Annotated in this window: 29 protein-coding genes; 26 read left to right on the top strand and 3 right to left on the bottom strand. The window is 55.4% G+C overall.

Translation table 11 applies throughout. The annotated features are described in order from the left end of the window. Positions 1 to 23: 23 nt before the first annotated feature. The 13 genes from sdhA to FEAC_RS08870 all read left to right on the top strand — a co-directional run bounded on the left by sdhA (position 24) and on the right by FEAC_RS08870 (position 11,969). The gene (sdhA, locus tag FEAC_RS08930) at positions 24 to 1,769 is read left to right on the top strand and encodes a succinate dehydrogenase flavoprotein subunit (RefSeq protein ID WP_035389853.1); all 1,746 of its coding nucleotides are present in this window, start codon (positions 24 to 26) and stop codon (positions 1,767 to 1,769) included. Then, positions 1,770 to 2,516, top strand: coding sequence for a succinate dehydrogenase iron-sulfur subunit (locus FEAC_RS08925; protein ID WP_035389792.1), 747 nt, complete (start codon positions 1,770 to 1,772; stop codon positions 2,514 to 2,516). Further along, positions 2,503 to 2,829 (top strand): hypothetical protein, encoded by a 327-nt coding sequence (locus FEAC_RS08920; RefSeq protein ID WP_035389794.1) that lies wholly within the window; start codon positions 2,503 to 2,505, stop codon positions 2,827 to 2,829. The genes FEAC_RS08925 and FEAC_RS08920 overlap by 14 nt, the downstream gene beginning before the upstream one ends. Positions 2,830 to 2,876: 47 nt before the next feature. Then, positions 2,877 to 3,497, top strand: coding sequence for a DUF2510 domain-containing protein (locus tag FEAC_RS08915; protein WP_052566120.1), 621 nt, complete (start codon positions 2,877 to 2,879; stop codon positions 3,495 to 3,497). 28 nt (positions 3,498 to 3,525) lie between these two features. Further along, positions 3,526 to 3,747 (top strand): hypothetical protein, encoded by a 222-nt coding sequence (locus FEAC_RS08910; protein WP_035389798.1) that lies wholly within the window; start codon positions 3,526 to 3,528, stop codon positions 3,745 to 3,747. A gap of 154 nt (positions 3,748 to 3,901) precedes the next feature. Next, a complete protein-coding gene (locus tag FEAC_RS08905; protein ID WP_035389806.1) occupies positions 3,902 to 4,312 on the top strand; it encodes a cobalamin B12-binding domain-containing protein in 411 nt (136 codons plus the stop codon). A gap of 131 nt (positions 4,313 to 4,443) precedes the next feature. Beyond that, entirely contained in the window at positions 4,444 to 5,595 is a 1,152-nt protein-coding gene (sucC, locus tag FEAC_RS08900) for an ADP-forming succinate--CoA ligase subunit beta (protein WP_035389807.1), read from the top strand. Then, positions 5,592 to 6,476: a succinate--CoA ligase subunit alpha gene (gene sucD / locus FEAC_RS08895; RefSeq protein WP_035389809.1), complete on the top strand. Its 885-nt coding sequence runs from the start codon at positions 5,592 to 5,594 to the stop codon at positions 6,474 to 6,476. The genes sucC and sucD overlap by 4 nt, the downstream gene beginning before the upstream one ends. A gap of 25 nt (positions 6,477 to 6,501) precedes the next feature. Further along, positions 6,502 to 7,140, top strand: a complete 639-nt coding sequence (gene purN / locus FEAC_RS08890; protein ID WP_052566119.1) for a phosphoribosylglycinamide formyltransferase — start codon at positions 6,502 to 6,504, stop codon at positions 7,138 to 7,140. Next, positions 7,128 to 8,615 carry a bifunctional phosphoribosylaminoimidazolecarboxamide formyltransferase/IMP cyclohydrolase gene (purH, locus tag FEAC_RS08885; RefSeq protein WP_035389811.1) on the top strand — a complete coding sequence of 496 codons (1,488 nt, stop codon included), beginning with the start codon at positions 7,128 to 7,130 and terminating at the stop codon, positions 8,613 to 8,615. Before purN ends, purH begins: the two co-directional genes overlap by 13 nt. Before the next feature lie 56 nt (positions 8,616 to 8,671). Continuing rightward, entirely contained in the window at positions 8,672 to 9,535 is an 864-nt protein-coding gene (locus FEAC_RS08880) for a bifunctional 5,10-methylenetetrahydrofolate dehydrogenase/5,10-methenyltetrahydrofolate cyclohydrolase (RefSeq protein ID WP_035389812.1), read from the top strand. Continuing rightward, a complete protein-coding gene (locus tag FEAC_RS08875; protein ID WP_035389814.1) occupies positions 9,522 to 10,391 on the top strand; it encodes a methylenetetrahydrofolate reductase in 870 nt (289 codons plus the stop codon). Before FEAC_RS08880 ends, FEAC_RS08875 begins: the two co-directional genes overlap by 14 nt. 147 nt (positions 10,392 to 10,538) lie before the next feature. Then, positions 10,539 to 11,969, top strand: a complete 1,431-nt coding sequence (locus tag FEAC_RS08870; protein ID WP_035389817.1) for an MFS transporter — start codon at positions 10,539 to 10,541, stop codon at positions 11,967 to 11,969. 1,066 nt (positions 11,970 to 13,035) lie between these two features. Here the strand turns inward: FEAC_RS08870 and FEAC_RS08865 are convergent. Next, the gene (locus tag FEAC_RS08865; RefSeq protein WP_052566118.1) at positions 13,036 to 13,521 is read right to left on the bottom strand and encodes a MarR family winged helix-turn-helix transcriptional regulator; all 486 of its coding nucleotides are present in this window, start codon (positions 13,519 to 13,521) and stop codon (positions 13,036 to 13,038) included. 112 nt (positions 13,522 to 13,633) lie between these two features. On the opposite strand from FEAC_RS08865, the gene FEAC_RS08860 reads away from it, so the two are divergent. Continuing rightward, on the top strand, positions 13,634 to 14,404 hold the full coding sequence (locus FEAC_RS08860; RefSeq protein WP_035389818.1) for a hypothetical protein: 771 nt from the start codon (positions 13,634 to 13,636) through the stop codon (positions 14,402 to 14,404). Between the two features lie 48 nt (positions 14,405 to 14,452). On the opposite strand, the gene FEAC_RS08855 is transcribed toward FEAC_RS08860, so the two are convergent. After that, positions 14,453 to 14,710 (bottom strand): hypothetical protein, encoded by a 258-nt coding sequence (locus FEAC_RS08855; RefSeq protein ID WP_035389820.1) that lies wholly within the window; start codon positions 14,708 to 14,710, stop codon positions 14,453 to 14,455. Between the two features lie 129 nt (positions 14,711 to 14,839). Here FEAC_RS08855 and FEAC_RS08850 point away from each other — a divergent pair, with 129 nt between their 5' ends. Together FEAC_RS08850 and FEAC_RS08845 are read left to right on the top strand one after the other, a co-directional pair. Continuing rightward, positions 14,840 to 15,145, top strand: coding sequence for a WhiB family transcriptional regulator (locus FEAC_RS08850; RefSeq protein ID WP_201773884.1), 306 nt, complete (start codon positions 14,840 to 14,842; stop codon positions 15,143 to 15,145). Between the two features lie 153 nt (positions 15,146 to 15,298). After that, positions 15,299 to 16,096, top strand: a complete 798-nt coding sequence (locus FEAC_RS08845) for a hypothetical protein (protein ID WP_052566117.1) — start codon at positions 15,299 to 15,301, stop codon at positions 16,094 to 16,096. Here FEAC_RS08845 and FEAC_RS08840 read toward each other — a convergent pair. Beyond that, positions 16,070 to 16,693 carry a TetR/AcrR family transcriptional regulator gene (locus FEAC_RS08840; RefSeq protein ID WP_052566116.1) on the bottom strand — a complete coding sequence of 208 codons (624 nt, stop codon included), beginning with the start codon at positions 16,691 to 16,693 and terminating at the stop codon, positions 16,070 to 16,072. The genes FEAC_RS08845 and FEAC_RS08840 overlap by 27 nt on opposite strands. A 46-nt stretch (positions 16,694 to 16,739) precedes the next feature. On the opposite strand from FEAC_RS08840, the gene FEAC_RS08835 reads away from it, so the two are divergent. The 10 genes from FEAC_RS08835 to FEAC_RS08795 are packed head-to-tail and all read left to right on the top strand — an operon-like array spanning position 16,740 to position 24,863. Then, positions 16,740 to 17,522, top strand: a complete 783-nt coding sequence (locus FEAC_RS08835; protein WP_052566115.1) for an enoyl-CoA hydratase/isomerase family protein — start codon at positions 16,740 to 16,742, stop codon at positions 17,520 to 17,522. 11 nt (positions 17,523 to 17,533) lie between these two features. Next, complete coding sequence (gmd, locus tag FEAC_RS08830) at positions 17,534 to 18,508, top strand: GDP-mannose 4,6-dehydratase (RefSeq protein WP_035389824.1); 975 nt, start codon at positions 17,534 to 17,536, stop codon at positions 18,506 to 18,508. A gap of 4 nt (positions 18,509 to 18,512) precedes the next feature. Continuing rightward, on the top strand, positions 18,513 to 19,181 hold the full coding sequence (locus FEAC_RS08825) for an ATP-binding cassette domain-containing protein (protein ID WP_052566114.1): 669 nt from the start codon (positions 18,513 to 18,515) through the stop codon (positions 19,179 to 19,181). Beyond that, a complete protein-coding gene (locus FEAC_RS08820) occupies positions 19,181 to 19,840 on the top strand; it encodes a heme exporter protein CcmB (RefSeq protein WP_035389826.1) in 660 nt (219 codons plus the stop codon). Before FEAC_RS08825 ends, FEAC_RS08820 begins: the two co-directional genes overlap by 1 nt. Then, positions 19,840 to 20,568: a cytochrome c biogenesis protein CcsA gene (gene ccsA, locus FEAC_RS08815; RefSeq protein ID WP_052566113.1), complete on the top strand. Its 729-nt coding sequence runs from the start codon at positions 19,840 to 19,842 to the stop codon at positions 20,566 to 20,568. The genes FEAC_RS08820 and ccsA overlap by 1 nt, the downstream gene beginning before the upstream one ends. Then, positions 20,565 to 20,720 carry a CcmD family protein gene (locus tag FEAC_RS15205; RefSeq protein ID WP_152623154.1) on the top strand — a complete coding sequence of 52 codons (156 nt, stop codon included), beginning with the start codon at positions 20,565 to 20,567 and terminating at the stop codon, positions 20,718 to 20,720. The genes ccsA and FEAC_RS15205 overlap by 4 nt, the downstream gene beginning before the upstream one ends. Continuing rightward, positions 20,721 to 21,197 (top strand): cytochrome c maturation protein CcmE, encoded by a 477-nt coding sequence (locus FEAC_RS08810; protein ID WP_035389828.1) that lies wholly within the window; start codon positions 20,721 to 20,723, stop codon positions 21,195 to 21,197. Beyond that, positions 21,197 to 23,167, top strand: a complete 1,971-nt coding sequence (locus tag FEAC_RS08805) for a heme lyase CcmF/NrfE family subunit (RefSeq protein ID WP_052566112.1) — start codon at positions 21,197 to 21,199, stop codon at positions 23,165 to 23,167. Before FEAC_RS08810 ends, FEAC_RS08805 begins: the two co-directional genes overlap by 1 nt. Next, complete coding sequence (locus FEAC_RS08800; RefSeq protein WP_035389830.1) at positions 23,164 to 23,721, top strand: redoxin domain-containing protein; 558 nt, start codon at positions 23,164 to 23,166, stop codon at positions 23,719 to 23,721. The genes FEAC_RS08805 and FEAC_RS08800 overlap by 4 nt, the downstream gene beginning before the upstream one ends. Next, a complete protein-coding gene (locus FEAC_RS08795) occupies positions 23,721 to 24,863 on the top strand; it encodes a cytochrome c-type biogenesis protein CcmH (protein WP_035389832.1) in 1,143 nt (380 codons plus the stop codon). Before FEAC_RS08800 ends, FEAC_RS08795 begins: the two co-directional genes overlap by 1 nt. The last annotated feature ends 13 nt before the right edge of the window (positions 24,864 to 24,876 follow it).

The following is a 24,876-nucleotide window of genomic DNA, read 5'->3' as shown; positions in this document are numbered from 1 at the left end:
ATGCAAAACTGTTGGGTGTGAACATTCACTACCACAGTTATGACGCAGTCATTGTAGGCGCCGGTGGCGCTGGCCTGCGGGCCGCGCTCGAGACGGCAGGAAACGTACGTACCGCGGTGATTACCAAGCTCTACCCGACGCGCTCCCACACGGGGGCGGCTCAGGGCGGGATGTGTGCCGCGCTCTCGAATGTCGAGGAGGATTACTGGGAGTGGCATGCCTTCGACACCGTCAAGGGCTCTGATTACCTGGGTGACCAGGACGCCATCGATATCATGTGTCGGGAGGCGATCGATGCGGTCATAGACCTAGAGCATTTTGGACTTCCTTTCTCGCGCACTCCAGAGGGCAAGATTGACCAGCGTCGCTTTGGTGGTCACACTCGCAACCATGGCGAGGCGCCGGTTCGTAGGGCTTGTTACGCGGCGGACCGTACCGGGCACATGATTCTTCAGACGCTTTACCAGCAGTGTGTTGCCGCTGATGTTAACTTCTTTAATGAGTTCCAGGTGTTTGATGTCCTCTTTGACGGTGAGGGCGCATCACGGAGAGCGGCTGGCGTAGTCGCCTATGAACTTGCGACTGGCGATCTGCACGTCTTCACATCCAAAGGCGTGTTGTTCGCGACTGGTGGTTATGGTCGCATATTCCAAATCACCTCCAACGCTCACACCCTCACTGGCGATGGGCCTGGCGTCCTCTTTCACCGCGGCATTCCGCTAGAAGACATGGAGTTCTACCAGTTCCACCCGACCGGCATCTACGGCATAGGCATTCTTTTGACAGAGGGAGCCAGAGGTGAGGGTGGTATTCTGCGCAACGGGTTGGGTGAACGCTTCATGGAGCGTGTTGCACCGACAGTTAAGGACTTGGCTCCTCGTGACATGGTGGCCAGAGCGATTCATGCGGAGATCAAGGAGGGGCGTGGCGCGGGCCCAGACAAAGACTACGTTTACCTCGATCTCACTCACCTTCCACCCGAGCAGATCGATGCCAAATTGCCTGATATCAGTGGGTTTGTGAGGACATACCTCGGCCTGGAGCCGAAGACTGATCCGATCCCAATCCAACCGACTGCACATTACGCCATGGGTGGTATCCCGACTAATGTTCACGGAGAGGTTGTGATCGATGCAAACAACACCGTGTTGCCTGGGCTCTATGCGGCCGGGGAGTGCGCCTGTGTATCTGTTCACGGAGCTAATCGACTAGGAACCAATTCTCTGCTCGATATCAATGTGTTCGGCCGCCGCGGGGGGCGAGCGATGGTCGAGTACGTTCAACAGGTTGACCATCCAGACCTTCCTCGCTCAGTGGTTGATCCCACCCGCGAACGTATCGACGCAATGATGCACTCCTCTGGCACTGAGAAGGTTGGCACAATTCGAAGCGAACTCCAAGTGGCAATGATGCGCGACGCATCGGTCGTCCGAACGGGCGAGTCGCTTCAAGAGGCACTTCGTGTCATTCACGAGCTGAGAGACCGCTACGAGAAGGTCACAATTGACGATAAGGGTTCGATATTTAATTATGATTTGACCGAGGCGCTTGAGCTGGGGAGTCTTCTCGATATCGCAGAGGTGCTGGTTCTAGGTGCGGATGCTCGCAAGGAGAGTCGTGGAGCACACTGGCGCGACGATTATCCCACAAGAGACGACGCCAACTGGATGAAGCACACCCTCGCCTACCGGGATGAGTCGGGTGCGATCGCGCTTGACTACAAGCCAGTGGTGCAGGGTCGCTATGAGCCGATGGAGAGAAAGTACTAAATGACTACTACCGTACAACCAGCCGACGAGACCTCGCTTATCAAGGAGGTCGACGTTCATCTCACTATCAAGCGCTTCAATCCTGAGGTTGACGTTCGTCCTCACTGGCGCGAGTACGATCTGAAACTTAAGTCCTCCGATACCGTGCTCAACGCACTCATCGCAGTGAAGGGAACGATCGATGGGACGTTGAGCTTTCGGCGCAGCTGTGCGCATGGCGTTTGCGGCTCGGATGCGATGATGATCAATGGCGAGAATCGCTTGGGGTGTGTGAACCTGATCTCGTCGGTGGGCACCGATCTTGTGATAGAGCCGGTGCGCGGTCTCCCGGTGATCAAGGATCTTGTAGTCGATATGGAGCCATTTTTCGCTCAATATCGTAGTGTGCTTCCGTATCTGATCGCTGATGATGACCCAGGATACAAGGAGCGTTATCAGTCGCCTGAAGACCGTGCTCGCTTCGACGACACAACGAAGTGCATCCTCTGCGGCGCCTGTTCCACGTCGTGCCCGGTCTATTGGGCTAATGGAAGTTACATAGGACCGGCAGCCATCGTGAATGCGCATCGGTTCATCTTTGACTCCCGAGATCAGGCTGCGAATGAGCGGCTTGATATCTTGAATCAGAAGAGCGGCGTTTGGCGGTGCAGAACCTCCTTCAACTGCACTGAAGCCTGTCCTCGTGGAATCAAGGTGACTGAAGCTATCGAAGAGGTCAAGAGGGCGATTCTCTATGATCGGTCCTAACTTTTCGATGGTGGCTTCGGATTCGGACGACGATTCTCGTGATGACTCGCTCCTGCTCGTACTCCGCTCTCCCGAAGGTGGCGTTGTGAGGAGGCTGAAACTTTGCGCAGATGGCAGAGTTGTCGAGTTATCCACGGACGGTGCTACATCATTTGATCCGGCAAGAGTGGTTGAGATCGCCGCACCAACGGGAAGTTCGCTCTCTGTCGGAGAGTTGTTGCGTCGTGGCGATATTCGTATCCTCAAGGGGGCATCGCTCTTGCGAGAGAATGCGAGAACGCTAAGACAGGCTGCTATGAATTCGGGAGTCTAACGGGGGCAACTATGGCGTTGGGGAGCCGAAGGGACACTCGTCCGCCGATGAGACCAGGCTGGTATCCGGATGGCGAGGGACGGCTTCGATACTTTGACGGCCATATCTGGACAGATTCGTTGCGCCAACGTCCCAGTTTTGCAAACTTCGTGTCAGAGGTCCCAGCCTCGGAGACGTCGTTTCGTCAGCCAGTGAATCGTAGACGACGTTTCGTCAGGCTAGTTAGCCTCTTGGTCGTCGCTCTGCTAGTGGGTGGCATCATTGCCCAGCTCGTGATCTTTGGAGTACTTGGCTCTTCGAGTCCGAAAATACAGAGCCTTGCGGGCTATCGTCGCGCGGCTGGCGGTGTCTGCGCGAGTGTCTTTGCTGGGGTTAGCGTCTCTGAACTCGAGAGGAATACGGGAGGGCTGTTGAACACCAAGCTCAGCCAGAGCGCCTCCGCCTTTAGCGTGCTCGCCTCTGAGACAAAGTCGGTCCCTGAAGCCAACGCGCTAGCTGCTAACTGGTCTGATCTCGCGATTGCATGGGCTAGGTACCTGCGTGATCACAAAACCCATGTCGAGTCGGTGGTGACAGCGATGCGTGCAGTTCAGAGTTCGGTCACTGGAGTAGGCATCAAGGATTGTGCCGTTTTCACCTCGGCAGCTCAGCGAGCTGTGCTATCGTAGGTTCATCCGAATCTCTAAAGGGGGAGTCGTGATCGAGCACTGCATCGATGATAACCTACTAGTTCACTATCGTCGTCTTTTGGACGCTGAGGACCTGGCCTTCAGCGAGATGGAGCACGATTTTGAGGAGGGCGATCGGACTAAGTTCGAACGTGACAAATCCGCTTGGCTGCAGGCTCTTGAGGAGCGACTTGGGTATTTGGACCGATGTGGTTTTGTACGTGAAGGAGATTCTCGCCTTTTGGCCTAGGCCGTGTTGGACTTAATCGGACAGGCAGCGAACGAAGGTCTGACCTTGGCGTGCATGATACCTGTGGCTGCATTGCTAGCCCGTGCGTCTGTGGCGCAGTGTCGTTGAGCTGCCTGGTTAGCGCTCCGCGCTGAACTACGGTAAGATTCGCCTAGTGGAGAGACCCTATCGAGTAGTTGTTGCTAAGCCAGGTTTGGACGGCCATGATCGCGGTGCGAAGGTGGTGGCACGTGCATTGCGCGACGCTGGTTTCGAAGTGATCTATACCGGACTGCATCAGACGGTTGAGCAGATCGTTGAGACAGTCGTTCAAGAGGATGCCGATGCCGTCGGCGTGTCGTTGCTCTCGGGCGCCCATCTGACGCTGGTTCCTAAGTTGATTGCGGGTCTTGAGGAGCGCCAACGGGGAAATGTGTTGCTTGTCGTTGGAGGAATTATCCCAGATGGTGACATCCCACTCTTGCAGGAGATGGGTGTGGCACAGGTGTTTACCCCCGGCTCGTCTCTGACGGCTATCTGTGAGTGGCTCGCGACGACGCTCGATGCCAGGGAGGTGTCAGGCTGAGGGCCTGTTCCGAACCAAGGATGGAGACATGGTCGTGAGATGGTGCCTGCGCGGCTGTGAGATGGCGAAGGCACATGCAGTCGAGCAGTGGATGAAGGTTGGGTTGAGATGAGTGAGAAAAGCGAGGTCTAGTGGATCTATTCGAGTATCAAGGTAAGGATTTTTTTGCACGCTATGGAGTGCCGACTTCGACAGGCGTGTTGGTCCGCGACCCCGAGGCGGCGGTAGAGGCGGCACGCGAGGTTGGCTTTCCGGCCGTCGTCAAAGCGCAGGTTCAGGTTGGTGGGCGAGGCAAAGCCGGTGGCGTCAAGCTGGTTCGTGACGAAGCCGAAGCTTTAGAGGTTGCTACTGCAATCTTGGGCATGGATATCAAAGGTCACACCGTGCATAAGGTGTGGGTAGAACATGCGTCTGATATCGCAAGGGAGTACTACGTCAGTTTCACCCTCGACCGGGGAGTGAAGCAGTATTTGTGTCTGCTCTCCTCTGAAGGTGGTGTGGAGATCGAGGAGGTGGCAAAGACCAACCCCGATGCGATCGCGCGCGTCCACATCGATCCGCTTGAGGGATTCACGGAGACAGAGGCAGCTCAATTGGTAGCATCGGCTGGCATAGAAGAGGTATCACGTGTAGGTGTCGCTAAAGTGTTGTTGCAGCTCTATCAGGCTTTTGTTGAAGGGGATGCAGATCTCGTTGAGGTGAATCCGTTAATCGTCAAGACAGATGGTAATGTTCACGCACTTGATGCGAAGGTTACCCTTGATGACAGTGCGGGCTATCGTCATCCGGAGTGGGAGGCCTACCGTGCTGACATGGAGCTCGATGGACGAGAGGCTCTGGCGAGATCGAAGGGTCTCAACTACATTGGCCTTGATGGAACTGTAGGTATTATTGCAAACGGAGCTGGCCTTGCCATGGCTACGTTGGATGTGGTCAGCCAAGCGGGTGGTCGCGCCGCGAACTTCCTGGATCTTGGTGGTGGTGCTGGTGCTGACGCTATGGCCAATGCGCTTGAGGTTATAAATACCGATGAGAAGGTCCAGGCGGTTTTCGTCAACATTTTCGGTGGTATTACACGTTGTGATGAGGTGGCCAAAGGAATTCAAGAGGCACTAGAGCGCGTCGAACTCTCCTTCCCAATGGTAATCAGGCTCGATGGTACCAACGCTCGTGAGGGCCACGATATCTTGCGAGGGCTGTTGTCGGACAAGATTCGCGTGGAAGAGACGATGGTTGGCGCGGCCAAGACCGCAGTTGAGCTTGCAAAGAAGGGTGAACGATGAGCATTTTTGTCGATGAGAACACGAAGGTAATCGTCCAAGGGTTAACCGGAAACCAGGGTCGTTTCCATGGGCTGAGAAACCGCGATTATGGCACCAAGGTGGTCGCTGGAGTGACTCCGGGCAAGGCTGGCACCGATGTCGAGGGTATACCTATTTTTGACTCCGTCAAAGAGGCGGCCGCCGTTACAGGCGCAACCGCTAGCTTCATTGTCGTTCCGCCACGCTTTGCAGCTGATGCGATCATCGAGGCAGCCGCCGCTGGTATCGCCTTTGTCGTCTGCATAACCGAGTTCATTCCCGCTAAAGACGAGGCGATGGTAGCGAGCGTGCTCCGGCGCAACTACCCGGGAACTCGACTGCTAGGGCCGAACTGCCCCGGCATCATCTCGCCTGGGCGCTGCAACATTGGGATCACCTCTGGAGACATCGCCCTAGCCGGCGGACCCGTCGGCATCGTCTCGCGCTCCGGTACTTTGACCTATCAGGCGCTCTACGAACTCAGCCAAAAGGGTGTTGGCCAGACGACCTGTGTCGGCATAGGGGGAGATCCTGTTCCAGGCACGAATTTTATCGATTGTCTTGCGGCCTTCGAGGCTGATCCCGAGACTAAGGCTGTGCTGATGATCGGTGAAATAGGTGGTGAGGAGGAGGAAAAGGCTGCCCTGTTCATCAAGGAACACGTCAGCAAGCCAGTGGTCGCCTACGTGGCTGGCGTAACAGCACCTCCTGGTCGCAAAATGGGACATGCTGGGGCTATTGTCTCAGGCGGTCACGGTACTGCCCAAGGAAAGATGGATGTACTGAGGGACGCCGGAGTCGTGGTTGCAGTCAATCCAACTGAGGCTGGAGACCGAATGGTCGAGATAGTCGAAAGACTCTGAGCTTCACATCTGGTAACCTATCGGCGTGCGTGTAGCGGTTCTTGTCTCTGGTGTGGGTTCGATCATGGAGGCTATCCGCGATCGAGGAGTGACGCCGGAGCTCGTTTTGGCCGATCGTCCATGTCGTGGGCTAGCGGTGGCTGAGTCTCTCGGCATAGCCACCGCTCTGGTCGACAGAGAGGGTTTCATGGATGCTAATCGGACCTTGTATCGAGAACGCTATAGCGATGCCGTATTGGCGACTCTTCAAGACGCCAAGGTGGAGCTTGTAGCGTTGGCAGGGTTCGGTACCATTCTCAGCGGATCGGTGCTTGAGGCGTTTGAGGGTGCGATGTTGAACACCCACCCGTCTTTGTTGCCGAGTTTTCCGGGCTGGCACGCCGTTGAACAGGCGCTCTCTAGCGGAGTGAAGGTGACTGGTACAACGGTCCACCTGGTCGTCCCTGAGGTTGATGCGGGTCCGATAGTTGCCCAGGAGCCGGTCCGAGTGTTGCCTGGTGACGATCTCGTATCGCTTCACGATCGAATCAAGGCGGTAGAGCGCTGGCTCTATCCCTCGGTGATCGTAGCTTCGCAGCGTTGTGCGCTTCCTGGAACCCCCTGGTGGTCACAGATAAATTTTCGCAATGAACTTGAACAGGAGGTGCAGCAATGCAGGCCCTAATTTCACTTTATGACAAGACAGGACTCGACTCTCTTGCGCCGGCGCTCATCGAGGCCGGATACTCGCTAATCGCCAGTGGAGGTACGGCTAAAGCGCTGCGTGGCCTAGGTATTGCACACACCAAGGTCGAAGACTTGACGGGCTTCCCTTCGCTGTTTGGCGGGCGGGTCAAGACGTTACACCCAGCGATACACGGACCAATCCTGGCCGATCGCTCATTACCGGAGCATGTGCGCGAGCTCGAGGATCAGGGATGGTCGCCAATCGACATCGTGATCGTCAATCTGTATCCGTTCGATACTGATCCAAGCGTTGAACTTATAGATATTGGAGGCCCAGCTCTAGTGCGTGCAGCGGCAAAGAACTTTGCTTCCGTGGCGGTAGTTGTCGACCCCAGTGACTATGGCTGGATTCGTGAAAGTCTGGCGACTGGGATTACGATCGAGGATCGTCGAAGGCTAGCGGCTAAGGCTTTTGGCTACGTATCAGCCTATGATGCCCGAGTCGCAAATTGGTTGGAGGGTGATGACTCACCCCTCCCCACTCATCAACTGCTCAATCTCCGTCGGACTCGAGAGCTGCGATACGGCGAGAATCCTCACCAGCCCGGTGCGTTCTATATAGCGGAGGGCGCCGAAACTGGATGGGCGCAGGCGCAGTGGTTAGGTACCGAAGAACCCTCGTATCTCAATTTTTTTGATGCTGATGGCGCGCAACGGCTGCTCGAACGGCTTGGCGACCGGCCCGCCTGTGTAATTGTAAAACATGGTGGTCCGTGTGGAGTAGCTCGTCGAGACGAGATCCTTGATGCCTATGTAGAGGCGTTTGAAGGTGATCCTCTCTCCGCCTTTGGTGGCGTAGTAGCCATCAATCGTCCACTCACTCCTGAGCTGGCGCAAGCCATGCTGGAGCGGCCAAAGTTTGATGTTCTAGTCGTTCCTTCCGTCGTCGCAGAGGCAGAACAGATCATTCTCGGGAAGCGGCGTCGTAGCCGGATTGCTGTTTTCCCGGGTGCAGCTTTGACTGTGGGGATTCGTTCGGTGGCAGGCGGATACTTACTGCAGCCACCGGACGAGTTGGAGACTGTGGAGGAGTTCCGTCTCGTGACCTCCAGAGTACCGTCGCAGGCGGAGATGACAGATGCGTGGATGGCGGTTGCAGTCGGACAGGCTGCAGCATCCAATGCTGTGACTATCGTCAAGAATCAAGCTGCGGTTGGGGTTGGACAGGGTCAACCATCGAGGGTCGATGCTAGCCGTATCGCAGTGACGAAGGCTGGCGACAAGGCTCGAGGCGGGGCGGGTGCATCCGACGCCTTCTTCCCCTTTCCTGATGGGCTCGAGGCTTTGATTGCAGCCGGGGTGACGACGATCGTAGCACCATCGGGCTCGGTCAAGGACGATGAGATTGCTAAGGTAGCCGAAGATGCGGGTGTCAGCTTGCTCTTCGCACCTCGTCGCCACTTTAGGCACTGAGCTCGTAGTGTTGCGCTGTTGGTGATGAAGGGTCACTCTTGAGCAAAGGAGCTGGGATGTCTGCAAGAGTTTTGGATGGGAATTGGGCGTCTTCACAGGTCAAGATGGGTCTGCGTGAGCGGATTCAGGCTCTAAAGACTCGTGGCGTGACCGTAGGGCTTGCCACCGTGCTAGTAGGCGATGATCCTCCTAGTGCCCGCTACGTGGCGATGAAGCACGCTGACTGCGCAGAGCTTGGGATAGATTCGTTCGATTATCGTCTCGGTGCCGATGTGACTATGGCCGAGCTGTTGGCTACGATCAGCGAGCTCAATGACGATGATCGTGTCCATTCGTACCTAGTCCAGCTTCCTCTCCCCGCGCATATAGATCAGGAGATGGTACTATCTGCGGTTACTCCTGCAAAAGACGTTGATGGTCTTCATCCATATAACCTTGGCCTGTTGACGCTTGGCGAACCGAAGGTGGTTGCCTGTACCCCTGCGGGGATAGTAGAACTCCTCAATCTTCATGGGGTTGATCTACCTGGTAAGCACGTGGTGATCGTGGGTAGAGGGGTGACAATTGGACGTCCACTCGCCCTTTTGCTGGCGCTGAACCGGCCTGGGCTGAACGCCGCGGTGACGGTCGTCCATTCGCGTGTGCCCTCGTTGGTGGACCATACCCGTGAGGCAGATGTTATCATCGCTGCTGCGGGATCGCCAGGAATCATCACCGCTGACATGGTACGAAAGGACGCAGTGGTTGTTGGCGCTGGTACCACTTTCGCAGGGCGAACCCTACTCTCTGACGTTGATGATTCGGTGGCAGAGGTAGCAAGTTGGGTTACACCTCGTCTCGGTGGGGTGGGGCCAATGACGCGAGCAATGCTGCTATCGAATGCGGTGAGCGCGGCTGAGGCTTCACTTGCGCAAGGTTGAACTTCTCCCGGCTCACCAGGGTCTCGTGCGCTCGGTAGAGGTATGGCCAGCGCGCAACGAGGCTCAGTCTGATCGACTGAGCGCCCTGCTGACGGCTATGAAGACGGTTCAACCTGACTTTATTACTGTGACCTATGGTGCAATGGGCTCCTCGCGTGAGCGGACACTGACGCTCATCGAAGATCTCATCGAAGAGGGTTTTGCCGTAGTTGCCCACCTTGCGTGCTTGGGACACAGTCGCAGCGAACTTGTCGATCTCATCCATCGCTATCAAACCCTTGGGGTTCGTGGCATACTGGCGCTGCGTGGTGACCCACCGCTCGACGGCGTAGTGGAGTTTGCAGCTAGTGAACTCCACTACGCAAATGAACTAGTCGAGCTCGTGCGCCAAGAGAGTGACCTACCGGTAGCGGTAGCTCTTCATCCTGATGGCCACCCTGACTCAACAGATACTGCAAGTGATATACAGTATGCGGCACAGAAGTTGGAGCATGCAGACCTTGGACTCACCCAGTTCTTCTTCGAGTATGCCTCCTTTGCTGGACTGCGTGAAGCGATGCTTGGCCAGGGGGTGAAGGTCCCGATAGTGCCAGGACTGATGGTGCCAGCGACGCACAAGCAACTCATGAAGATGAGTCAGATCGCTGGTCTTGATCCTCCTACAAGCTTTGATGGGGTGGCTTTATCTGGAGATGGCGATACTTCGGCATTCCAGTCGCTTGCTCTAGACGCTGCGGTAGCGCTTGCGAAGAGGGCAATCGCCGATGGTGTTCGAGGCATCCACCTATTCTCTATGAACAATGCGCGAGTTACCACCGAGTTCTTTGCGCGCCTCCAGGTAACAGCTTCTGCTTGAAGGTGTGTACCACACATAGGATTGTTTGCCAACTGTTTACCCGATGTTTGCTCTCCTGTCGCTCAATAGTTAGCCTCTGTCAATAGCCGCCTGGCACACTGGTACTGTCACCAACACGGTGGTCGGCTACTGACAGAAAGGTATGCGATGAGCGATCAATCCATATCGGACGCATTGAACAATGCTCCTCTATCCCGGTTTCACACACGATCAATCTTCGTAGCGGGAATGGGCTTCTTTACCGATGCCTATGACCTCTTCATTATTGGCACCGCTACCACCCTGATTGCTAAGCAGTGGGGTCTCAGTGCTTCAGAGACCGGTCTCATTAACTCGATTACCTTGCTTTCAGCCTTCTTCGGTGCGATAATCTTTGGGCGAATCTCAGACAAGCTCGGACGCAAGAAGGTCTACGGGATGGAGGCAGCTCTTATGGTGCTGGGAGCGGTTCTCTCGGCCTTTTCTCCGAGCTTTATCTGGCTGCTTGTCTTCCGTTTCATCCTGGGAATCGGCGTCGGCGGCGACTACCCGATGTCGGCGGTGCTGATGAGCGAGTACTCTAACACCAAGTCGCGAGGCAAACTCGTTGGCCTCGTATTTGCCATGCAGGCGCTCGGAACGGTCGCTGGATATGTCGTTGCACTCGCCTTGCTGTCGGCAGACGTAAACCCGAATATAGCATGGAGATTGATGCTCGGATTAGGTGCGGTTCCAGCCCTTGCTGTGGTCTACCTGCGCCGGAAGATGCCAGAATCACCGAGGTACAGCTCTAGAGTCAGGGGTGATAACGTGGGAGCAGCCCGAGACTTGGCAGCCTTTTCTGGCGGCGAACTCGTCGTTGCTCGTGCGGATGATAAGCCAGCTCGCATGAGCCTCCGCGCATTTCTTTCGAATCGCCGATACCTGCTCTACCTCCTTGGAACCGCTGGCTCGTGGTTTGTATTCGACTATGCCTACTACGGCAACTCCGTCTCTGCTCCACTGATCGTCAAGAGCGTGCTGGGTGGTACCGGAGCTCATGTACTTACGGAGGCGATCGCCCTCCAGCTGATCGTCTTTACTGTTGCGGCTGTACCCGGCTATTACTTGGCGGCCATGTTTATGGACAGAATAGGGCATAAGCGACTCCAGCTCATCGGCTTCCTGTTTATGGGGCTGGCCTTTCTCGCCATTGGAGTGATTCCAAACGTCACCACTTTCGTGTTGCCCTTCCTGCTTCTGTTTGGTGTGAGTTACTTCTTCGCTGAGTTCGGTCCTAATGAGACCACCTTTGTCCTGAGCGCCGAGATGTATCCTACGAGTGTGCGTTCGACTGGCCATGGTCTGTCAGCAGGCATAGCAAAGTTTGGCGCCTTCCTCGGGGTCTACCTCTTCCCAATCATCAAGAGTCATCTTGGGGTTGCTGGTGCCCTTGACTTCTCGTTCGGCATGGCTGTTCTTGGATTCTTGGTTACACTCGTTCTACCTGAACCAGCGAATCGATCGATGGAGGATGTCTCCGGTGAAGACGATATCGCGGCCCACGCTGAGCAGATTGTGCGTGCCGCAGAGGACCGTCTGGCAAAACAACCGGAGTAAACGCTGAACAGTTTGTCCTGTTAGATAATCACAAAGGTGATGGGTGCATGATAGCACTCATCACCTTTGTTGGTCTGTGCACGTAGGCATTGTTTCAAACGGTGATGAAGGTGGCCAAAATCTTTTAGACAATCGTTGTTGATAGACGGTTGTGCTCGGGATATACGCAGAATTTGTATAAGTGTGCATAAATTGCAGCTCCGTATTTATGGATTCAGAGGTCAGCTCTTTTCAAGGTACATGGTGCTGTTGACTGGAATTGCTCACCAAAATAGGACACTGAACCCCGCTTACCCATGCAGCGTGTAGCGTAGCGGTTTGTTCGAACGCAAGTCGGCGATACATAGTCGATACTCGAATGTCTACGCTTTCGGTTGTACCACTCAGATCCTATTAACGATTGCGGAACTTGGGCTCTCTCGTGTGTTAAAGCCGGTTCGGTAGATGAGCTCCTTCTTTAATGATGCCCACAATGATTCCGCCATCGAGTTCGGCTACCTGCCTTAGTGACGGGTTCCCACTCTCGAAAAGTCTGACCGCGTCGTTTTGAATTCGTCGTCAAATTGTCGACGAGTCTTCTCTTTCCTAGTTTTCTGTTCTTCCGCTTCTCCCATACCTATATGCTCCTTGCTTTAAGGGAGAACCGTGTCCCGTATCGTGAGTAGTTTCAGACACCCAAGCTGCATGGTACTAGTGGGAACCTAGAGACCTAGGCACTCAGGGAGGTGGGCATCCACAACAAGAAAAAAGGCATCCTATGGGGCCAAATAGGTCGATTGTTTTCAACGCCAATTCCATAAGAAGCCGCTAGTAGTGAAGGATAGCACCCAAGCCATGAACATACTCGAGGCCCACGCCCTCTACCAGTCCTACAAGCAAGCAGCCAGAGAGGGCCAGTGCTCTCCCCATGCCGTAGGTTTCCTTGACACTTGCGATCGAAGTGGACCGGGGGAAATTATAGGGCAACTCAAACAAGCCAAACACGTAGGCCCAGTGAACGGCGGCTAGCCACCCAACATAGGAAGTCCGTCTCCTTCGTCAGGGCGGTCAGGGTGTCACGGTTCTGCTAGGTGTGATCATGCTCGAGTGGACTGCTGATCTCGTCGATCGCGTCGATCGTTCGCGTAATCATCGAGGCAAATTGAGCGAGTTCAACGGTCTCCCAATCTTGGTAGATACGGTGCATGAAATTGGTCGAGTCACTCCGTGCCTTGTCAAGGACCTTTCGCCCCTCAGGGCTGAGCGAAAGGAGAGTGGAACGACGATCGTTCGGGTCCGTGGTTCTTTCGATTAGTTGAGCTGATTCGAGTAAGGATGTTTGTCGACTCGCATTCGAGAGATCAAGTTTGAGCCATTCGGCAATGTTGGTGAGCCGAGATCCTGGATGGTCCGCGAGCGCGGACAGAATTGTCAATGCCGTAAGGTCGAGTCCTTGATAGAGGTCGTGGGCGAGTAGCGATGAGTGGCGTCGACTCCACCGGATCATGGAGCGGATTCCGTCTTCGATTTCTTTAAGGAAGGCGTCCCTTTCGGATGTGTCGTTTTGATGCATCTGAGGTCTCCCATCACCATGGATCTGCCGATCATGCTACCGGATTTCGATGAAAGTAGTAAAGTTGACAAGGCGGGGTTATGTTTCTGCGGGAGGTGACGATACAACAGTTATGTATCCGAAACAGGAACAGAGTGACAGTATGGTAAACCGAGCCCCATTTTGGGCAGTTCTTGAACGAACGGCTGCACTTGCTGAGCCAGAGGATCGGGTGCAGCCTCCGGAATTGGTAGAGCTTGTTGGTGATGTATCAGCGGTGGGTCCTGGCGATACTCGCCATGTTGAGAGTGATTCGCAACGTCCACGAGAGGTGTTCGCTCATATCCGCGAATTGCTTGGTGACGTGGAGGGTAGCGATGAGGCTGAGTTGGGATCCTCCCCGGGACAGGATGAGCGAGGCGCCCAGCAGGAGATGGTTGCCGCCAGAGACGGCGATGACGACGGGGAAATAGATAGCTCGCAATCAGGTGTAGCACGAGACGGATCTCACGGCGACATCCAAGATGTAGCACGAGACCAATCTCCTGGCGGGGCCGAAGGCATGACAGTACAGCCAACTGCTGGACTGTTGTTCGAGGCGGTTCCAGCCGCACCCTTGGCTGACGATGCTCAATCGACGACGGGACCGAGCGAGGGCGTTTTAGATGTTGAGCCCGAATTGTCATCTGGTGGAGCAGGTCCGATGTATGAGTTTGGTGCTCACACAACAGTGATACCGGGCACTGAAGAGTTCATGAACTCCTTGGCACGCAAAAACCGAGCATTCGAGCATACGGGTGAGATCGATACCGACCTGGACCGTGCCGCGGACAAACTCGGTTGGAACCGGACCGATGATGACCTGATCGTCAAGCGGAAGCTCTTCAAGAAAAAGAAGAAATAGCTAGAGCAACCAGCCGTTAGTTAGTCGGTTGTCCGTTCGTGGTCGAGACTACTCTTCGTCGTCGATGTCCCAAGTTGCGTAAATCCCCTCGCGCTCTGCGTCACGCATAACGCGTTCTCGGTTGCGACGAAACTGTGGATCGTGTGGCGGGAGCATCATGAGGCGAGCGTTGACTCGTTGCGTGAACTCGTCTACGACAGTACGATCGCCGGAGAGCCAACGAACCTCCCAATGCGGGGCAACGGGCCCAAGATAGGCGATCCTGATCCTTGCGCGGATCTCAACTGGTTGCTCCGTCTCATTCATCCCTAGCATCCTACCCTGGTTCTTTCGTCCGGTCTGTCTTCGATGTCTATGGTGTGATGTCATCCAAAAGGATGACCTAACGCCATGCTGCTTTGAAAATGTTACTCTACGGTAATATTCTAGGGGTCAATGGATTACTCAAAGGGGGAGGGAACCTTGGCAACTGACGATGTCGAAGAGATCGTTTGGGTAAGCGAGCCATGGATGGCGGTTGGGGCATGCAGGGGGTTGGATCCGGCAATATTTTTTCCTTCCGATGGTGCAGGTGTCATAGGTGCAAGAAAGATCTGTTGTAACTGCGATGTGATCGACGAGTGCCTTGATTATGCCTTGAAGAATCGGATTGAGCATGGCGTTTGGGGGGGTTCGTCGGAACGCGAACGCAAACGCCTGCAGCGAGCTCGACTGCTTCGCCGATCGATGGAGTGCTGGTAGGTCTGCGTGTCGCCTGAGCAGCAATAGCACCGGTGAACACAATCGGAGTGATCTAGCGCAACGACCGACCACTTGCTGCTGGTGCAGGGTTCGATGATGGCTTTGGCCCTCATTTCGGGAAGTGTGCGATCACATTCAGTTAGGATCCTTTGAGTGCTTGAATGTGTCGTTAATGTGTCGCAGGGTCGTGACAGGGCGACGATTGATTCCCTGATTGAGTGTTGTGGCCGATCGCTGCTTGACGTGCACACCGACTTCGACTACGACCGGTCGGTATTCACGCTTGCTGGGCCAAGAGTCTACGACGACGTGCAGCTACTCGCTCGGCGGGTGTTCGAGCTGGTTGACTTTCGGAGCTACGGAGGAGTCCACCCGGCGCTCGGTGCCCTGGACGTCGTCCCGTTCGTGCCTCTTGGTGCGACGCCTCTAGAGGCGGCTGTGAGCATGCGAGATAGGCTTGGCAGCTGGTTAGCGGTTGCGTTCGATCTTCCAGTTTTCGTCTACGGAGGGGAGACAACGCTTCCGCAGCTTCGCAAGGGCGCGTTTGTCTCGGTATCGCCGACCTACGGTAATCCACAACCGAACCCCATTTTTGGGGCCGTCTGTGTCGGAGCGCGCGGCCTCTTGGTCGCTCTGAACTTTAACCTCGATTGCTCGTTGGAGCGTGCTCAGGTTGTCGCCAGAGCCCTTCGTTCTGCGCATGTGCGTACACTCGCTTTTGTTGCGGGTGATCGGGTGCAAGTCTCGATGAATCTGATCGACCCACTTAAGGTTACTCCGCTTATGGTGGTCCAGCGCGTGTTGGCTATTGAGATGATTCGGTCGATCGAGCTTGTTGGTCTCCTTCCGGAAGTTGTCGTCATCGGCCATGAGGCTGAGTATGAGGCTCTCGGCGTGAACAGTGAAGCTACCATTGAAGGACGTCTACGTCGACAGATTGCGCATTCCTGACCACAGTAGTTCGGCGGTCTGCGCTGCCCGTTTTGCGGCGAGACGTGCGCGAAAACGATCGCTATGGTGTCGTTCGATATCGAGAAGATAGGAACGTGCCGCGCCGTGGGTCAACCCAATCAAGGCGAAGGAGACAAAGACACGATAAGTCTCATCCTCGACGCCGCTTACCCGACTCGCGACCAATTGGGCGATTCTGAGCTGGATATCGTCTACGACATGCTGGAACTCATCGTCGCGTTGACCGCGTCCGCCAAAGAGGAGGAGATAGGCCGAGCGATGATGTTGAACGAAGTCGAAAAAAGCTACAACGCCTGCTCTCAGCCGATCATGAGGTGGTTCGACGGTGGCCGTCGCTACTTCAATCGAAGACGTGAGTCGCTCTCCAACCTCTTGGAGGAGCTCGAGATAGAGGTTCCGTTTTGAATGAAAGTGGCGATAGATAATCGGCTTGGTTACGGAAGCTCCGGCAGCGATTTCATCCATCGAGGCTGCATCAAATCCATGGAGGGCAAACTGCTCGATGGCAGCGGTGATAATAATCTCTCGACGGTCGGCGGCCGAGAGTCGGGACGTCCGAGCTGGTGACGGTGGCATGATAGATAGATCTCCGTGGCAGGTTGGGGGCTAGCATCTACGATATATGGATTTAGAGACAGTCATCGTAAATCGACGCGAATCTATAGTCGAGTTGGTCATCAACCGACCAGATCGCCGTAATGCACTTGATTGGCCGACGCTCACATTGCTCCATACTCGTTTAACCGAGATGGCCGCCGACCCAACAGTTAAGGTCATCCTTCTTGCGGGGCAGGGAGATAAGGCGTTCTCTAGTGGTGTTGATCTGGCTGAGATGGGAGAGGGAGATCAGCAGCGCATGCTTCATGAGTCCCGCGCAGAGGTGGCAGCCCTGATTCAGGCGATGTGGGCTACTCCCCAGCCAATTGTGGCCAAAGTGCGTGGCTTCGCGCTAGCAGGAGGATTTGGGTTGGCGATGGCTGCTGACGTTGTAATTGCGTCGGAGTCGGCTACCTTTGGGACGCCAGAGTCCGAGGTTGGTCTATGGCCATTCCAGATTACGGTTCCACTTCTCCGTTTCGCACCACCCCGTTTCGCGCTGGAGATGATGCTGACTGGACGACGAATACGTGCAACAGAGGCGTTGGACAGGGGACTCATCAACCGAGTGGTTGCCGATGACGACCTAGATGAGGTGGTGGAAGAGTTCGCAACTAACTTGGCGAACCTTTCGAGTGCGGCCACAGGCTTTGGGAAGCGATCCTTCTACCAGGTCTCTGGTTCTATGGATCGTGAACACTTTGACTACTTGGCATCGTTACTTACGCTGGTGAATCAGTTTCATGATGCCAAGGAGGGATTGGCGGCGCGCCGTGAGCACAGGCAACCTCGGTTTTTGGGCCACTAGGCTGCCATCTCATGAGTCAACCCGTCGCGCTTATCACTGGTATCACTGGCCAGGACGGTTCGTACCTGGCAGAGTTGCTGCTCGACAAGGGCTATACGGTTATCGGCATGCACAGGCGATCGAGCACCCTCAACTTCGAGCGCATCCACCATATCCAAGATCGGTTGATTCTTGAGCCCGGTGATCTCCTTGACGAGGTTTCCATGATGCGTGTACTCCGCAGCTATCGACCCACCGAGGTCTACAATCTTGCCGCACAGTCATTTGTGCAGACATCCTTCGGTCAGCCGGTGCTCACTGGGGAGACGACTGCTCTTGGGGTAACCCGGCTGCTCGATGCTATTCGGATGGTTGACCCTCAGATTCGCTTTTATCAGGCATCCACATCGGAGATGTTTGGCAAGGCACAGGAGGTACCGCAGTCGGAGCTGACGCCATTTCATCCGCGTTCGCCCTACGGTGTGGCAAAGGTGTATGGACACTGGATCACTATCAACTACCGAGAGAGTTATGGAATGCACGCGTCTTCTGGAATCCTCTTTAATCACGAGTCACCGCGTCGTGGGTTGGAGTTTGTCACTCGGAAAGTAACCCATGCTGTGGCGCAAATCGCGTTGGGCTTAGCGAAGAAGGTAACTCTCGGCAACCTAGATGCACAGCGTGACTGGGGTTTCGCGGGTGATTATGTGCGAGCAATGTGGCTCATGCTACAACAGGATGAGCCGTCTGATTATGTGATTGCGACCGGCGAGACGCACTCGGTTCGCGAGCTCTGTGAGCGAGCGTTTGCGTCGGTAGACCTTGATTGGGAGCGATACGTTGAGATCGATCACCGCTTCATGCGCCCTGCCGAGGTTGATCTTCTCATCGGAGATGCCAGCAAGGCGCGCAATTTACTCGGCTGGGCGCCGATGGTAAGTTTCGAGGACCTTATTGAGACGATGGTTAAAGCTGATTTGGCCTTGCTCAACGCACCTTTGAGGTGATGGTGTGACGGAGTCACCGAATGGTCGACTTGTCGTGCGTCTTCGCGGCGCCACGGTCATGTTGGACCGTTTCCCAGCGCTGGCCCGTTGCGATTTCGATGCCTACGAGTCAGAGGTAGTCTTCGTTCAAGGTCCCAATGGGTCGGGCAAAACCACCCTCCTGCGTCTCCTCGGTGGACTCGTCGAGGCGATGAGTGGGTCCGTCTTGGTTTTTGGTCGTGATCCCAAAGCCGAAGCGAGAGCGATTCGACGCGAGGTGAGCTACCTGGCTCATTCCTATCAGATGTACGAAGATCTCTCGGGTCGAGAGAATCTCGAGTTCTTTGCGGTGGCTGCTGGATGCGATCTTGATGATGCAATCGAGTGGTCACGGCGGTTGGGTCTAGCGACCAGGGATCTTCACGCACGTTTCCGCGTACTCTCTGCCGGCCAGCGAAAGAAGATCTCTGCCGCGATTGCACTCTCCAGACGCACTGAGCTTCTGCTTATTGACGAACCACATGCCCTGCTTGACCAGGTAAGTAAGGCTACATTGGATCGGGGGTTTACTGAGGCCGCGCAGGCGGGCAAGACGGTCATCGTAGCCTCACATGAACTCGATCGTATCTCTGCGCTTGCAACTCGTAGGTATCGGATGTCGAACGGTTCTGCCACCCTCGTCGGGGGTACGTGATGTTGCGGACCGCAGTAGTCATGGCGAAGAAGGATCTCCGTCTCGAGTGGAGAGCGCGGGTCTTGCTGAACCAAGTGCTCCCGTTCGTCTTTGTGGTTATCGTTCTGTTCGCCTTCGGATTTGATGCAAAGGTCGAGATTCTTACCCAGGTGACTCCGGGGCTATTCTGGGTCACCACCTTCTTTGGACTCGAGTTGGCGATAACACGCGCCATGGCGATCGAGGGGGAGAATCAAGCTCAAGTTGGGCTTGTCATGATGGGCGTTAACCCTCGTGGAATCTTTCTAGGCAAGGTAGTGGCTATCGTTCTTGAGATCTTGGTACTTGAGGTGGTGCTGAGTGCAGGAATAGCAGTGCTATTTAACTCCCCGTTGCATGACGTGGCGCTGTTGGCAGGGAGCGCCCTGCTCGCAGATGTTGGTGTGGCGACGGTGGGAATAGTGCTTGCCGGGGTGACTGAAGGGCTAGGCGGAAGTCTTCTCCCACTGCTGCTGTTCCCAGTGGTCTCGCCAGTGTTGCTCTGTGCCACCAAGGTGTGGCAATATGGGTTAGACCAGACGGCCGTCAAGGCCATTCCTTGGAGTGAGCTGTTAATCGGGTTTTCACTTATCTATCTAGTTGTTGGCATTCTGGTATATGGTGTCGTCTTGGAGGGTTGATGAGTACAAATGCAAAGTTAAAGCGTGGTGTGGGTATTGCGGCGCTGGTAACGATCGCACTGACATTCTGGTTGGGGCTGGTCGTGACCCCTCCGGCTGAGGTTATGGGTAATTTAGTCAGGATGCTCTACATCCACCCGCCTATGGCGTGGATTGCTTACCTGGCCTACGGGATCACGACGGCTGCGAGCCTGCTCTACTTGTGGAAGCGGACGCGGCGACGAGAGTGGGATCTGCTTGCAGCAGCATCCGCAGAGGCAGGTGTTTTCTTCACCGGGTTGACGATCCTTACTGGGTCGATCTGGGGTCGTCCGGCGTGGGGTGTCTGGTGGACTTGGGATGCGCTCTTGACGGCGACCGCGGTACTGTTTTTGCTCTATCTTGGCTACCTAGCACTCCGGCAGGTACCGATGTCGGAGACCAAACGTGGCGTACGTTCGGCGATCGCTGCCGTCGTCGCCTTCATCGATGTGCCGATCGTGCATGAGTCGGTCTATTGGTGGAAGACGTTGCATCAGACGCCATCGGTATTAAACCCAAGCATGAACGTAGAGGTGCATGGCTCGATGGCGTGGACACTTTTGCTTGGTTTTGTTGCATTTACTCTTGCTTATGTATGGATGGTCTGGACCCGGTTCGAGACCTCGAAGCGACAGGCCCAACTCGTCGACCTTGAGGTTGAAAGAGCTATTCACGAGCGATTGGCAGCTGAAGAGGTGAGGATATGAATCCCTATGTAGAGGCTGGCTATACGGCGGTTACCTGTTCCTTGGGCGGCTATGCCATTTTTCTTGGGGTGCGCTCGCGTCAGGTTAAGCTTCGACTCGCGCAGATGCTAGCCAACGAGATGTCCCACGATGGACTGACAGAGGACGCCTAGATGACGTTAGCCGACGAGGAGTTTTCAGAGTGGAAGACGGTCGAGGGTCCAGGACGGTCACGAGCCAAGTTAATCAGATCGCTCGTGGTCTTGGCTGTTATATTTGTGGCTCTAGGGTTCGTGCTATTCAAGGGAGCCACCAACTCGCTGGAGTATTTTCTGACCGTACAGCAGGCCAACGCCGCACGTGCAAAGCTCGGCACTCAAAGCTTTCGTATGGAGGGTGTCGTGGTCCCCGGTTCGGTGGATCCTACCCCTGCTGGGGTGGACTTCACTATCCGCTTCAACCACTCTGAGGATCGTGTTACTGAGATTGGGAATCCGCCGCAGCTATTCCAACCCAGTATCCCGGTAGTGATTCAGGGACACTTCCAGGGCAATGTTTTCGTCTCAAGTCTGATCGAGGTCAAACACAGTTCCAACTATGTGGCCGAGCATCCTACGCGAATCGCCAAACCAGGAGGAACCCAAGGCTGATGTTCGACGCGGCACTTGGGTCGGCAGGGCTTGTCCTCGCCTTTGTTTTCGGTCTCGCAGGAACCTTTACCTCCTTTTACGGTGCTGCTCGGCACAGTGATCGCCTGATGTCAGGTTCGCGAACACTGTTGCTGGTTGGTTTTTGTGGAACGATAGTTGCTACGATTGCGATGGAACAGGCGTTGGTCACTCATGACTTCTCGCTAGCCTACGTTGTCGCCAACAACTCCAAAGAAACTCCGCTTCTATTCTCGATTACTGGAATGTGGTCGGCGCTTCAAGGATCGTTGCTCTTATGGGCAATCGTCCAGGGGCTCTACATAGCGTTGCTCATCTTCGCGATGCGACACGAGGCTGATCGACGAACCGGGTCGGTGGCACTTGGGATTCTTGGAGTTGTTTTCAGCTACTTCTCGGGCGTCTTACTCTTCGCCGCCAGTCCATTCATCACGACGGTTGGAGTGATTCCGGCGGACGGGAGGGGTCCTAATCCGTTGCTGCAGGACTACCCATTGGTTGCCGTTCATCCTCCGATCTTGTACATGGGTTTTGTCGGTATGAGTGTTCCATTTGCACTGATGTCGGCAGCGTTGATCACTGGACGTCTCAATGGTGACTGGATACTGAGAGTGCGCAACTGGTCCCTTATCACCTGGGTATTCTTGACCATAGGCATAGTCCTGGGGGCATGGTGGTCGTATCAGGTGCTTGGCTGGGGAGGGTATTGGGCTTGGGACCCGGTGGAGAACTCAGCGCTGCTCCCTTGGCTGTGTGGTATCGCCTTCATTCATTCTGTGCTCATAGACCGCCGTCGTAAACGGATGGGAGTTGCCAGCTACTCTTTAGTAGCTGCCGCCTTTGCCCTGACTATTCTCGGCACCTATTTCACTAGGTCGGGTGTACTTCAGTCGGTCCATGCATTCTCGGACTCGAGCCTTGGCACGGTGCTCATTCTATTCTTCGTTGCGATTGTGGTCTTTGAGATTGGGCTTTCGATCTTTGCTGCAGATCGATTGATGGGGCAGCCCCGATTCGCGTTGTTGTCCAGACCTGGGTCGTTGCTGATCAACAACGCAATCTTTGGACTACTCACGCTGATCGTACTCGCGGGAACGGTATACCCGCTGTTTGCGCATTACTTCGAGCACCAGACCGTTGATGTCGGCGCTCCATTCTTCAATTCTTTTGTGATACCGCTTTGCCTCGTTCTCCTGGCAGTGATGGCCATTGGTCCTTGGTTGAACTGGCGTAAAACTAGTGCCGAGCTACTCGGGCAACGACTACTGTTGCCTGGCGCTGCGGCGGTGGCTGTTCTAGCGATCTCAGCCTTTGCCGGAGTGACGGCGATGGCTACGTTGGGTGCGTACGCGTTAGCAACCTTTGTGATTGTATCATCGGTGATCATCATCTATGGGAACCTCTCGCGCGCCTCGGGGCGTCGCATATCCGCGATCGTATCTCGCTCCTCGGCGGGCATGCTAACTCACATTGGGCTGGCGATCATAGCCGTTGGAATGGCCTCAGCGACGACTTTTGGACACCAAGGTTCAGTCAAGATGGTCCCCGGTCAGACCGTCCATGTCTATGGTCAGACCTTAACCTATAAAGGGGTGGAGACCGTGGTCACCCCTGCAAAGACCTCCTTCGAGGCGAACGTGGTCGTCAATGGAGGCAAGACTTACCATCCAGCGATCACCCAGTTCGGGACCTATGCCGCTGCAGTCGGTACTCCAGCGGTGAATGTGGGGCTGACTCGCGACGTCTATTTGACGATCGATTCTGCCCCTACAACCGTCAAGGGTACGATCACGTTGGGGATTGTCGTGCAACCGCTGATCTTCTGGTTGTGGGCTGGTGCAGGCGTTATGGTGCTCGGCGGCCTGTTGAGTGTCTTTGGCATCCGTGAACAAAATAGAAGACGAAGAGAGCGGACATCCTCCCCAGATTTGGCCGTCGAGGTTAAGGTGTGAGTGCTATTTTGCTAGCTGTTCGCCGCCGTCCGGTGTTGACCACGGTTGGTGCCCTGATCCTAGCTGCCAGTGTTTATTTTGCCGTCATAGCAGCTCAAACACGACCTGCAGTCGATCAGGTCTCTCCCTCGCCGCTGCTTTATAGACAGGCTCCTGCATTGAGTGGACAGTCGCTTTACTCAGCTAAGACGTTGTCATTGCGCCAGTTCCGTGGCCATTTTGTCCTCGTCAACTACTTCGCTAGTTGGTGTTCGAGTTGTGCTACCGAAGAGGCGCAGATTGCGAAGCTTGCGCGGGGTACTACCGTGTCAGTGCTCGGGGTGGACTATGACGATAGCCCGGGACCGGCCAGACATTTCTTGTCTCTCTATCATGCCCGGTTCCCAGTTATACAAGATCCATCGGGGACAAACTCGCTTCGCTGGGGAGTATCAGCCCCCCCTGAGAGCTATTTAGTTGCGCCGAATGGGATAGTCCTGGCTAAGGTCGTGGGTCCGACGACGGTTCGAATCATCGACGCATTGGTGACGCTCGCGCAGGAGAAGGGGTACTGATGACAACACCGACCAAGCGCCCAAGTCGCGCCCTTCTTGCATGGATCATCCTGTTTGCGATTGCACTGGCTTCAGTTGGTTATGCGGTAGTCCGTACGCCTTCTGCTAGTGCATCCGCCCGCATCGTCGCTCTCGAGAAGGAGGTTCGTTGCCCTTCCTGCGGTAATCTTGCGGTCTACAACTCCAAAAGCGCTTCGTCGTACTCAATCGCATCCTACATCGATCATGAGGTCCACGCAGGCGCATCCAACCAGGAGATCATCGACTCACTGGTGGCGAGCTACGGTGACACCATCTTGATGGCTCCCCCTGCAAACGGCGTGGGCCTGTTCCTTTGGCTCCTGCCGATCGTCGTGGGGTTGGTCCTTGCTTATGAGGTCTACAAGAGTCTCTCCTCACGATCGCCAAAGCCCAGTAGTCAGACAAGAGCGCTGATTGGCGCCTCGCCTGCTCCCATGGTTTCGCTCTCGGTCGAGGACGTTCGCCGTTCGCCGTTCGCCGCCAGCGAGCTAGCTGAGATGAAACTCGATTCCAGCGACGGTGGTGATGCTAGGCGCGCGGTAGATGCCTCGGCGAGGGAGAACGGTGAGGGCACCGTGTCGGCCAGCTCGAGTGGCAAGCCAATCCGCAAACCACTCTTCTCTCGTCGGTTTGCTCAAATTGGAGCTGCGCTGATCTTGGTGGGAGTTGGCGCTTTGGGTGCGTTACTACTGACTCGGCCTAGCTCCTCCTCGTCGCCGAGCCTTACCAAAGAGCTCGCGTCTGGCGAGGCACTCGCAGGGTTGGGGGCTGTGACACAGGCCCGTGCCGAATTTGACCGTGTCCTGGCCACCTATCCATCTGACCCTACCGCGCTCGCCTATCTGGGTTGGATAGACTTCAACCTGGCCAAAACCAAGAGTGCCAAGGCTGATTCGATCAGCATGCTTGCTCATGCCGCGCAACTTGGCGCCTATGACGCTAGTGCTCAGCTCTACTATGGTCTTGTGCTTTTTTATGGCGAGGATAAGCCAGTAGCTGCGGTTACCCACCTCAACCGGTTTCTGGCGACTCATCCGAGCAAATCACTGGTTCAGCAGGCGTATAGGTTGGCCAAACCTGCTTATCTCGCAGCGCACCGGAAGATTCCGAACACCTTCTAGGTTGAATTCTCTA

This window comes from Ferrimicrobium acidiphilum DSM 19497 (assembly GCF_000949255.1).
Taxonomy (GTDB): Bacteria; Actinomycetota; Acidimicrobiia; order Acidimicrobiales; family Acidimicrobiaceae; genus Ferrimicrobium; species Ferrimicrobium acidiphilum.
The sequence above is the reverse complement of the archived record's forward strand: the minus strand, read 5'-3'. Positions and strand labels throughout refer to the sequence as shown.

Coding starts and splice junctions, on each gene's coding strand:
- FEAC_RS08850 (WP_201773884.1), top strand. CDS start 14,840: ATGGATTACTCAAAGGGGGAGGGAACCTTGGCAACTGACGATGTCGAA.
- FEAC_RS08915 (WP_052566120.1), top strand. CDS start 2,877: ATGAGACCAGGCTGGTATCCGGATGGCGAGGGACGGCTTCGATACTTT.
- FEAC_RS08880 (WP_035389812.1), top strand. CDS start 8,672: ATGTCTGCAAGAGTTTTGGATGGGAATTGGGCGTCTTCACAGGTCAAG.
- FEAC_RS08855 (WP_035389820.1), bottom strand. CDS start 14,710: ATGAATGAGACGGAGCAACCAGTTGAGATCCGCGCAAGGATCAGGATC.
- FEAC_RS08805 (WP_052566112.1), top strand. CDS start 21,197: ATGTTCGACGCGGCACTTGGGTCGGCAGGGCTTGTCCTCGCCTTTGTT.
- FEAC_RS08920 (WP_035389794.1), top strand. CDS start 2,503: ATGATCGGTCCTAACTTTTCGATGGTGGCTTCGGATTCGGACGACGAT.
- FEAC_RS08865 (WP_052566118.1), bottom strand. CDS start 13,521: ATGCATCAAAACGACACATCCGAAAGGGACGCCTTCCTTAAAGAAATC.
- gmd (WP_035389824.1), top strand. CDS start 17,534: ATGAGTCAACCCGTCGCGCTTATCACTGGTATCACTGGCCAGGACGGT.
- FEAC_RS08870 (WP_035389817.1), top strand. CDS start 10,539: ATGAGCGATCAATCCATATCGGACGCATTGAACAATGCTCCTCTATCC.
- FEAC_RS08840 (WP_052566116.1), bottom strand. CDS start 16,693: ATGCCACCGTCACCAGCTCGGACGTCCCGACTCTCGGCCGCCGACCGT.
- FEAC_RS08795 (WP_035389832.1), top strand. CDS start 23,721: ATGACAACACCGACCAAGCGCCCAAGTCGCGCCCTTCTTGCATGGATC.
- purH (WP_035389811.1), top strand. CDS start 7,128: ATGCAGGCCCTAATTTCACTTTATGACAAGACAGGACTCGACTCTCTT.
- FEAC_RS08835 (WP_052566115.1), top strand. CDS start 16,740: ATGGATTTAGAGACAGTCATCGTAAATCGACGCGAATCTATAGTCGAG.
- ccsA (WP_052566113.1), top strand. CDS start 19,840: ATGAGTACAAATGCAAAGTTAAAGCGTGGTGTGGGTATTGCGGCGCTG.
- FEAC_RS08810 (WP_035389828.1), top strand. CDS start 20,721: ATGACGTTAGCCGACGAGGAGTTTTCAGAGTGGAAGACGGTCGAGGGT.
- FEAC_RS15205 (WP_152623154.1), top strand. CDS start 20,565: ATGAATCCCTATGTAGAGGCTGGCTATACGGCGGTTACCTGTTCCTTG.
- sucD (WP_035389809.1), top strand. CDS start 5,592: ATGAGCATTTTTGTCGATGAGAACACGAAGGTAATCGTCCAAGGGTTA.
- FEAC_RS08925 (WP_035389792.1), top strand. CDS start 1,770: ATGACTACTACCGTACAACCAGCCGACGAGACCTCGCTTATCAAGGAG.
- FEAC_RS08860 (WP_035389818.1), top strand. CDS start 13,634: ATGTATCCGAAACAGGAACAGAGTGACAGTATGGTAAACCGAGCCCCA.
- FEAC_RS08820 (WP_035389826.1), top strand. CDS start 19,181: ATGTTGCGGACCGCAGTAGTCATGGCGAAGAAGGATCTCCGTCTCGAG.